An 8,778-nucleotide genomic window follows, 5' to 3' on the forward strand; every position below is an offset into this window, starting at 1 on the left:
CAGAAGAACAAGTGTCCGTGCTGGAGATCCGCGACCTGCACGTCAGCGTGGGGGACGGCGACGACGCCAAGGAGATCCTCCGCGGCGTCGACCTCACCGTCCGCTCGGGCGAGACCCACGCGATCATGGGGCCCAACGGGTCGGGCAAGTCCACCCTGGCGTACTCGATCGCCGGCCACCCGAAGTACACCGTCACCGGCGGCTCGGTGACCCTCGACGGCGAGGACGTCCTCGCGATGAGCGTCGACGAGCGCGCCCGCGCCGGGCTGTTCCTCGCCATGCAGTACCCGGTGGAGGTGCCCGGCGTCTCGGTGTCGAACTTCCTGCGCACCGCGGCCACCGCGGTCAAGGGCGAGGCGCCGAAGCTGCGCACCTGGGTCAAGGACGTCAAGACCGAGATGGCCGCCCTGGAGATGGACCCGGCGTTCGCCGAGCGCAACGTCAACGAGGGCTTCTCCGGCGGTGAGAAGAAGCGCCACGAGATCCTGCAGATGCGGCTGCTCAAGCCGAAGGTCGCCGTCCTCGACGAGACCGACTCCGGCCTCGACGTCGACGCGCTGCGGATCGTCTCCGAGGGCGTCAACCGCACCCGCGAGGACAGCGACATCGGCGTCCTGCTGATCACGCACTACACGCGGATCCTGCGCTACATCACGCCCGACTTCGTGCACGTCTTCGTCGGCGGCCGGATCGTCGAGGAGGGCGGCCCCGAGCTCGCCGACAAGCTCGAGAACGAGGGCTACGCCGCGTACGTGAAGAACTCGACGGAGGCTGCGTCGCTGTGACCCAGACCGTCTCGCGTCCGCAGGCCGGGCGCGCGCCGCTGCCGCTGGACGTCGAGGCGATCCGGGCGGACTTCCCCATCCTGTCCCGCACCGTCCGCGACGGCCGGCGGCTGGTGTACCTCGACTCCGGGGCGACCTCGCAGAAGCCGCGCAGCGTCCTGGACGCCGAGCGCTGGTTCTACGAGAACGTCAACGCGGCCCCGCACCGCGGCGCGCACCAGCTCGCCGAGGAAGCGACCGGCGCCTACGAGCAGGCCCGCGCCACCATCGCCGGCTTCATCGGCGCGCGCACCGACGAGGTCGTGTTCACCCGGAACTCCACCGAGTCGATCAACCTCGTCGCCTACGCGCTGTCCAACGCGGCCACCGCGAAGGAGCCGGAGTTCCGCCGGTACGCCGTCGGCCAGGGCGACGAGATCGTCGTGACCGAGATGGAGCACCACGCCAACCTGGTGCCCTGGCAGCAGCTGTGCGAGCGCACCGGGGCGACCCTGCGCTGGCTCGGCCTCACCGACGACGGCCGGCTGGACCTCGCCGACCTCGGCACCGTCGTCAACGAGCGCACCAAGCTGGTCGCCGTCACCCAGCAGTCGAACATCCTGGGCACGATCAACCCGCTGCAGCCGATCGTGGCGCGCGCCCGGGAGGTCGGCGCCCTGGTGCTGGTGGACGGCGCGCAGTCGGTGCCGCACCAGCCGGTCGACGTCACCGAGCTGGGCGCGGACTTCCTGGTCTTCTCCGGGCACAAGATGCTCGGCCCGACCGGCGTCGGCGTGCTCTGGGGCCGCGCCGAGGTGCTCGACGCGCTGCCGCCGTTCCTCACCGGCGGCTCGATGATCGAGGTCGTGCGGATGGAGGGCAGCACCTTCATGCCGCCGCCGCAGCGGTTCGAGGCCGGCGTGCCGATGACCGCTCAGGTCATCGGGCTGGCCGCGGCCGTGGAGTACCTGCAGCGGCTCGGCATGGCGAACGTGCAGGCCCACGAGGAGGCGCTCACCGCGTACGCGCTCGAGCGGCTGGCGGAGATCCCGGGCGTCACCGTGATCGGGCCGCCGGACACCGTCGCCCGCGGCGGGGCCATCTCGTTCACCGTCGAGGGCATCCACCCGCACGACGTCGGCCAGGTGCTCGATGACCTGGGCATCGCCGTCCGGGTGGGGCACCACTGCGCCTGGCCGGTGGTGCGCCGCTACGGCGTCCCGGCCACGACGCGGGCCACCTTCTACGTGCACACCGGCCACGACGACGTCGACGCGCTGGCCGAGGGCATCCGGAAGGCCCAGCAGTTCTTCGGCGTTGCACCTGCTCAGGACACCGAGGGAGCAGCGAGCTGATGCAGCTGGAGTCGATGTACCAGGAGATCATCCTGGACCACTACCGCAACCCGCACGGCCGCGGGCTGCGGGAGCCGTTCGAGGCCGAGGTGCACCACGTCAACCCGACCTGCGGCGACGAGGTGACGCTGCGGGTGCACCTGGAGGGCGAGACCATCGCCGACGTCTCCTACGAGGGCATGGGCTGCTCGATCAGCCAGGCCTCGGTCTCGGCCATGTACGACCTGGTCGTCGGCCGGACCGTGCCGCAGGCGCTGGAGACCGGCGAGCACTTCATGACCCTCATGCAGAGCAAGGGCGACGCGTCGGTGGCCGAGAAGCTCGAGGACGAGCTGGAGGACGCCGTCGCCTTCGCCGGCGTCTCCAAGTACCCGGCGCGGATCAAGTGCGCGCTGATGAGCTGGATGGCCCTCAAGGACGCCAGCGCCCGAGCCCTGTCCGTCACCGACCCCGTGGGAGGGCCGCAGGCATGAGCGAGACCACCGAGACCCCGGCCAGCGCCGAGGACGCCCCGGCCGAGCTGCCGGCCTACAAGTCGGCGCTGCTCGAGGACGTCGAGGAGGCCATGCGCGACGTCGTCGACCCCGAGCTGGGCGTCAACGTCGTCGACCTCGGCCTCGTGTACGGCATCGACGTCGACGAGAACAACGTCGCCGTCCTGGACATGACGCTGACCTCCGCGGCCTGCCCGCTGACCGACGTCATCGAGGACCAGGCGCGGACCGCGCTGACCGGCGGCCCCGGCCCCGGGCTGGTCGACGACATCCGGATCAACTGGGTCTGGATGCCGCCGTGGGGCCCGGACAAGATCACCGACGACGGCCGCGAGCAGCTCCGCGCCCTCGGCTTCCGCGTCTAGCCGATCCCCCGCTGAGCCGGTCCGCCTCCGTGGCGGGCCGGCTCAGCGCATCTCGGCCACGCGTCCGGCGAACCCACCGACCGGCCGCAGCTCGCGCCGGGCGCCCACCGCCAGCAGGACGGCGCCCGCGACCGCGGCACCGGCCAGCGGCAAGGGGAGCTCGGTGACGGCCAGGCCGGCGGCCAGCGCCAGCGCGGTCCCGGCGCCGACGAGCAGCGGCGTCCGGACGCCGGCCGCCGCGCCGGCCAGCAGCACCGCCACGGCGGCCGCCAGGACCAGCAGCGGCCGCTGCGCCCCCGGCTGGGCCACCGCCAGCACCGTCGAGGGGACGGCGGCCACGAGCAGCCCCGGTCCCCAGGCCGGCTCCGACGGACCGGCGGCCAGCCGCGGGCCCGCGGCCAGGAGCAGCCCGGCCGCGGCGGGCAGCGTCCACGCCTCCAGCACCGCGGCGTCGCCGACGGCGGCCGCCGTCCACGCCGCGGCCACGAGCTGGGCGGCCCCCACCGACCGCCCCGGGGCCGCGCCCGTGGCGGTGCGCCGGCCGGAGCGCACCGCCGCCAGCCAGGTCAGCGCGCCCTGCACCGCCAGGTGCGCCGCCAGCAGCCCGGGCGCGCCGGCGGCCGCCACCAGCAGCACCGCCGCCGCGGCGGCGACCGCGCCCACCGCCCGCGTGTGCCGCCGGGTGTCCGGTGCCAGGGCGGCCCCCGCTCCGAGCGACGCGGCGTAGAGCGCGGTCAGTGCCGTCGCCGCCTGCGCGGGTGCGAGCAGCCCCGCCGGCACGGCCAGCAGCCCCGCGGCGGCCAGGCAGCCCACCGCCACCGGGACGGCGACCTGCCGCTCGGCCCGGCGCGCCCGCGCGACGAGCGCCGCGGGGGCGGCGGTGAGCACCAGCAGCAGCACCAGCGCCGTCCAGGCGCCGTCGGCGACGAGCCCGACGACGGCGAGGAGGACCAGCGTCGCGGCCGCCGCGGCGGCCGCCGGCAGCAGCAGCCCGCGCCGCCGACCCGTCAGCCGCGCGGCCGCGACCGCGGCCAGCAGCACCCCGGCGTAGCCGGCCGCCACCTCGCCCGCCGGCCCGGCCGACAGCGCCCCGGCCACCGCCGCGCCGGCCACCGCCCCGGCCAGGATCGGCACCGCCCGCGGCGGCCCCAGCAGCCCGCCGACGTCGGGCTCCAGCCGGACGACCACCAGCCCGGCCGCCGCGGCGACCGTCAGGGCGGCCGAGGCCCCGGCCGCCGGCCCGGCGCCCACCCAGGCGGTGCCGACGCCGCCGGCCACCCCGGCGGCCCACCACGGCGCGGTGGTCACCAGCGCGACCCGGGCCAGCGCGGGGCGCGCGGCCAGCACGACCGCCAGCCCGGCCAGCGCCACGGCCAGCAGGGCGCAGGTGCGCGGCACCCCGGCCGGGACGCCGGCGACGACGCGCAGCGCGGCCAGCTGGGCCACCAGCCACGCGCCCAGCGGCCAGGCCAGCGGTCCCGGCTGGAGGCGGGCGACCCCGGTCAGCCCGAGCGCCAGCAGCGCCGGCCCCTGGGGGGCGCCGGCGAGCAGGGCGCCGCCGTCGTCGAGGCCGGCGGCCGCCACCACGACCGCGGTCGCGGCCAGGGCCTCGCGCGTGCCGCGCAGCCCCGCCCGGGACGCCGCCGCCGAGCACCCGCCGGCCGCGACCGCCAGGGCCAGCAGGCCGGCCCGGGCGCCCGCGTCACCGTCGCCGAGGGGGGACGCCGCGCCGGCTCCCAGCAGCACCGCCCCGACGCCGAGCAGGACCTGCGGCGGCCGGACGCGGGCGGGCAGGTCCGGCACGCGCTCCACGCTAGGGGCCGGGCGGGCTCCCGGCAGGGCGGCGGTCAGCGCATCTGCGACACCCAGGCGACCGCCTCGCGGGCCTGCTGGCGGCGGCGCTCGTACGTCGCGCCCACGACGAGCAGCGCCAGCCCGACGGTGCCGAGGGTGATCCAGCGGGGGAGCAGCGGCGCGTACGGGCCGAGCCGGCCCAGCACCACCCAGAGCAGGCTGCCGGCACCGAGCACGAACGGCGCCTGGCGGTGCGCCAGCGCGCCGGCGACGGTGGCCGCGCCCGCCGCGGCGACCACCAGGACCAGCCGCAGCGGGGCGGGGTCGGAGACGGCGACGAGGGCCGACGGCAGCAGGGCGACGCCGACCGCCGCCCCCTCCGCGGCCCACGACCCGGCCCCCGTGCGGAGGCCGGGCAGGCCGACCAGCAGCAGGCCGGCGGCCGCGGGCAGGGTGTAGGCCTCCACGACCTCCACCCCGGCGCCGCCGAGCGCGATCCAGCTCGCCACCACCAGGTCGGCGACGGCGAGCACCGCGACGGGACGGCGGCCGGCGACCAGCCCGTAGGCGGCCGCCGCGGCGCCGGCGACGGTGAGCTGCACCGCCACCTGGCCCCAGGCGCCGGCCGACGCCGTCGTGAGCCCGGCCAGCACCCCGGCCACCGCGCCGGCGACCGCGGCCACCGGCTCCTCGGGCCGGCCGGCGCGCGCCGCGGCGATGCCGAACGCCAGGGCTCCGGTCAGCGCCAGGAGCAGGCCGGCGGCGGCGCGCCCGAACACGTCGCCCTCCGCCGCCAGCAGCACCGCGGCGACCGGCGCCGCGAGCGCCGCACCGACGGCGGCCGCCCGCACCGGCGCCAGGCGGACGGCGGCCAGGCCGGCGGGCACCGCCGCGGCGAGGACCAGCAGCGCCAGCGGGCCCGGCCGGTCGGCCGCCAGGAGCAGCAGCCCGCCGCAGACCGCGGCCGCCCCGCCGCCGGCCGCCGTCCCGGCGAGCGCCGCCGGGACCCGGGCGACCAGCACGGCCGCGGTGAGCAGGGCCAGGCCGAGGGCCGCGGCGAGCACCGGCCCCTCGGGCCCGACCGTGTCCAGCGAGCCGGGGAGAGCGAGCCCGCCCACTCCCGCGGCCACCCCGGCGACGGCGGCCGAGCCCGGGAGCGCCGAGGCCGGCCCCGGCAGGCGGCGGAGCAGCAGCGCGACCGCGCCCGCGGCCAGCAGCAGGCCGGTGGCCGTCCACGACGCGGCGGCCGGCCGCTCCCAGGCGACCGTTATCCCCAACACTGCCGCGCCGAAGGCGCCGACTGCCGCCAGACCCAGCGCGACCGGCCGCAGCGAGGACCGGAGGCGGCCCACGACGAGCAGGTCGGCTCCCGCGAGGCCGAGCAGCACGGCGACCGCGGCCGGCCCGTCGCCGGCACCGGCGGGCAGGAGCAGCAGCGGCACCGGCTGGGCGGCCAGCAGCGCGATCAGCGGCCAGGCGGTGGTGCTGCGGGTGAGCCGGCCCAGCGCCAGGGCGACGCCGGCCACGACGCCGCAGGACAGCGCCGCCCACAGCCGCGACGGGAGCTCGTCCGCCCCGCCCAGGCCCAGCGCGTGGGCGGCGGCGAGGTCGACGGCCAGCAGCGCCGCACCGGCGGCGGCCAGCGCCTCCTCGGTCGCCCGCAGCCCCCGCCGCGCCGTCCACGCCGACGTGGCGCACAGCGCCGCCGTCACCGCCAGCAGGACGGCGGACTGCCCGGCGACGCCGAGCCGGTTCCACGCGACGGCGACGAAGGCGACCGCGCCCGCCACGAGCAGCAGGGCGCCGAGGCCCAGTAGCACCTGCTGGGGGCTCAGCCGCCGGGGCGGTGCCGGCTCCGGCTCCGCGACCCCGTCGAGCGGCCACGCCGGCCACCCCGGCTCCGGCGGCGCCGCCGGGGGAGCGGGCCACGCCGCCGGCGCGGACGGCGGAGCGGCCCAGGCCGCCGGCGCGGGCGGCGGAGCGGCCCAGGCCGCCGGCGGCGCAGCGGCCCAGGCCGGCGGCGCGGGGGGCGGCACGGGCGCCGTCCCGGGCGCGGCGGCGCGCAGGGTGGCCAGCAGCCGGTCCCGATCGCGGGTCAGCTCGTCCAGGGTGGCGCCGATCCGGGCGACCACGAGCGCCGCCTCGCCGACCGCGGGGAGCCCGCAGCTCGGGCACGGCGCCGGTCCGCCGCCGGCGGCCGGGCGGCCGCAGACCGGGCAGGGGAGGCCGGGAGGTCGCGTCATGCCCCGCATCGTGGCGGGGCCGGGTACCGGATGGGTCACGGTCCACCCGACCTGTGGACACGGGTGCAGTCGATGTCACCGGTATTGCGGTCGAGCAGGGGGCCCGCGAGCGCCTACCCTGGACCCGGTGATCACGACGACCGGCCTGGAGCTGCGCGCCGGCGCCCGCATCCTCATCAGCGGCGCGGACCTCCGGGTGCAGCCGGGCGACCGGATCGGCCTGGTCGGGCGCAACGGCGCCGGCAAGACCACCACCCTCACCACCCTGGCCGGTGAGCGCGTGCCGCACGCCGGCAAGGTCGAGGTGAGCGGCGAGCTGGGCTACCTCCCGCAGGACCCCCGCAGCGGCGACCTCGACATCACCGCCAGCGACCGGGTGCTGTCCGGCCGCGGCCTCGACGTCCTCAAGGCGCAGCTGACCAAGGCCCAGGTCGCGATGGCCGAGCCTGCGGACGACGCCGAGCGCGACCGCGCCGTCCGCGCCTACGGGCGCCTGGAGGACCAGTTCGCCGCGCTGGGCGGCTACGCCGCCGAGAGCGACGCGGCGCGCATCTGCACCAACCTCGGCCTGCCCGACCGGGTGCTGGCCCAGCCGCTGCGCACCCTCTCCGGCGGCCAGCGCCGCCGGGTGGAGCTGGCGCGGATCCTCTTCTCCGACGCCGACACGCTGCTGCTCGACGAGCCGACCAACCACCTGGACGCCGACTCGATCGTCTGGCTGAAGGGGTTCCTGGCGGGCCACAAGAGCGGCCTGGTGGTCATCAGCCACGACGTCGAGCTGCTCGAGGCCGTCGTCAACAAGGTGTGGCACCTGGACGCCAACCGGGCCACCGTCGACGTCTACAACCTCGGCTGGAAGCGCTACCTCGACGCGCGGGAGACCGACGAGCGGCGGCGGCGCGCCGAGCGGGCCAACGCCGAGAAGAAGATCGACGCGCTGACCGCGCAGGCGGACAAGATGCGGGCCAAGGCGACCAAGGCCAAGGCCGCGCAGAGCATGGACAAGCGCGCCCAGCGGCTGGCCGCCGGGCTGGCCGAGGTCCGGGTCGCCGACCGGGTGGCCAAGCTGCGCTTCCCGACGCCGGCCGCCTGCGGCCGCACGCCGCTGACCGCCGAGCACCTGAGCAAGAGCTACGGCTCGCTGGAGATCTTCACCGGCGTCGACCTCGCCATCGACCGCGGCACCCGGGTTGTCGTCCTCGGCTTCAACGGCGCCGGCAAGACCACCCTGCTGCGGCTGCTGGCCGGGGCCGAGGTGCCCGACACCGGCGAGGTCAAGGCCGGGCACGGCCTGCGCATCGGCTACTACGCGCAGGAGCACGAGACCATCGACATGGACCGCACGCTGCTCGAGGTGATGCGGTCGTCGGCGCCGGACTCCACCGACACCGAGCTGCGGCGGATCCTCGGTGCGTTCCTGTTCTCCGGCGAGGCGGTCGACCAGCGGGCCGGCACGCTGTCGGGCGGCGAGCGGACCCGGCTGGCGATGGCCACCCTCGTGGTCTCCGGTGCCAACGTGCTGCTGCTCGACGAGCCGACGAACAACCTGGACCCGGCCAGCCGCGAGCAGGTGCTCGACGCGCTGCGCACCTACACCGGCGCGATCGTGCTGGTCACGCACGACGAGGGCGCCGTCCGCGCGCTGGACCCGGACAAGGTGATCATCCTGCCCGACGGCACGGAGGACGCCTGGAGCGAGGACCTCGCCGACCTCGTCTCCCTGGCCTGACCGGAGTCGCCGGGTGACGGGAACCGTCACCCGG

General features: G+C 77.4%; 7 protein-coding genes. 5 read left to right on the forward strand and 2 right to left on the reverse strand.

The window, feature by feature from the left end; genetic code table 11:
• The first annotated feature begins 11 nt into the window (after positions 1-11).
• From sufC to ACI79F_RS18880, 4 genes are read left to right on the forward strand one after another with little or no spacing between them, the layout of a single operon-like run.
• On the forward strand, positions 12-785 hold the full coding sequence (gene sufC / locus ACI79F_RS18865) for a Fe-S cluster assembly ATPase SufC (RefSeq protein ID WP_456543209.1): 774 nt from the start codon (positions 12-14) through the stop codon (positions 783-785).
• A complete protein-coding gene (locus ACI79F_RS18870) occupies positions 782-2,119 on the forward strand; it encodes a cysteine desulfurase (RefSeq protein WP_456543208.1) in 1,338 nt (445 codons plus the stop codon). Before sufC ends, ACI79F_RS18870 begins: the two co-directional genes overlap by 4 nt.
• Complete coding sequence (gene sufU / locus ACI79F_RS18875) at positions 2,119-2,592, forward strand: Fe-S cluster assembly sulfur transfer protein SufU (protein WP_456543207.1); 474 nt, start codon at positions 2,119-2,121, stop codon at positions 2,590-2,592. Before ACI79F_RS18870 ends, sufU begins: the two co-directional genes overlap by 1 nt.
• Positions 2,589-2,978 (forward strand): metal-sulfur cluster assembly factor, encoded by a 390-nt coding sequence (locus ACI79F_RS18880; RefSeq protein WP_456543206.1) that lies wholly within the window; start codon positions 2,589-2,591, stop codon positions 2,976-2,978. Before sufU ends, ACI79F_RS18880 begins: the two co-directional genes overlap by 4 nt.
• Positions 2,979-3,020: 42 nt before the next feature.
• On the opposite strand, the gene ACI79F_RS18885 is transcribed toward ACI79F_RS18880, so the two are convergent.
• On the reverse strand, positions 3,021-4,781 hold the full coding sequence (locus tag ACI79F_RS18885) for an SCO7613 C-terminal domain-containing membrane protein (RefSeq protein ID WP_456543205.1): 1,761 nt from the start codon (positions 4,779-4,781) through the stop codon (positions 3,021-3,023).
• Between the two features lie 44 nt (positions 4,782-4,825).
• On the reverse strand, positions 4,826-7,015 hold the full coding sequence (locus ACI79F_RS18890) for an SCO7613 C-terminal domain-containing membrane protein (RefSeq protein ID WP_456543204.1): 2,190 nt from the start codon (positions 7,013-7,015) through the stop codon (positions 4,826-4,828).
• Positions 7,016-7,142: 127 nt separating this feature from the next.
• On the opposite strand from ACI79F_RS18890, the gene ACI79F_RS18895 reads away from it, so the two are divergent.
• Positions 7,143-8,744 (forward strand): ABC-F family ATP-binding cassette domain-containing protein, encoded by a 1,602-nt coding sequence (locus tag ACI79F_RS18895; protein WP_456543203.1) that lies wholly within the window; start codon positions 7,143-7,145, stop codon positions 8,742-8,744.
• The last annotated feature ends 34 nt before the right edge of the window (positions 8,745-8,778 follow it).

Source organism: Blastococcus sp. SYSU D00868, from assembly GCF_054050575.1.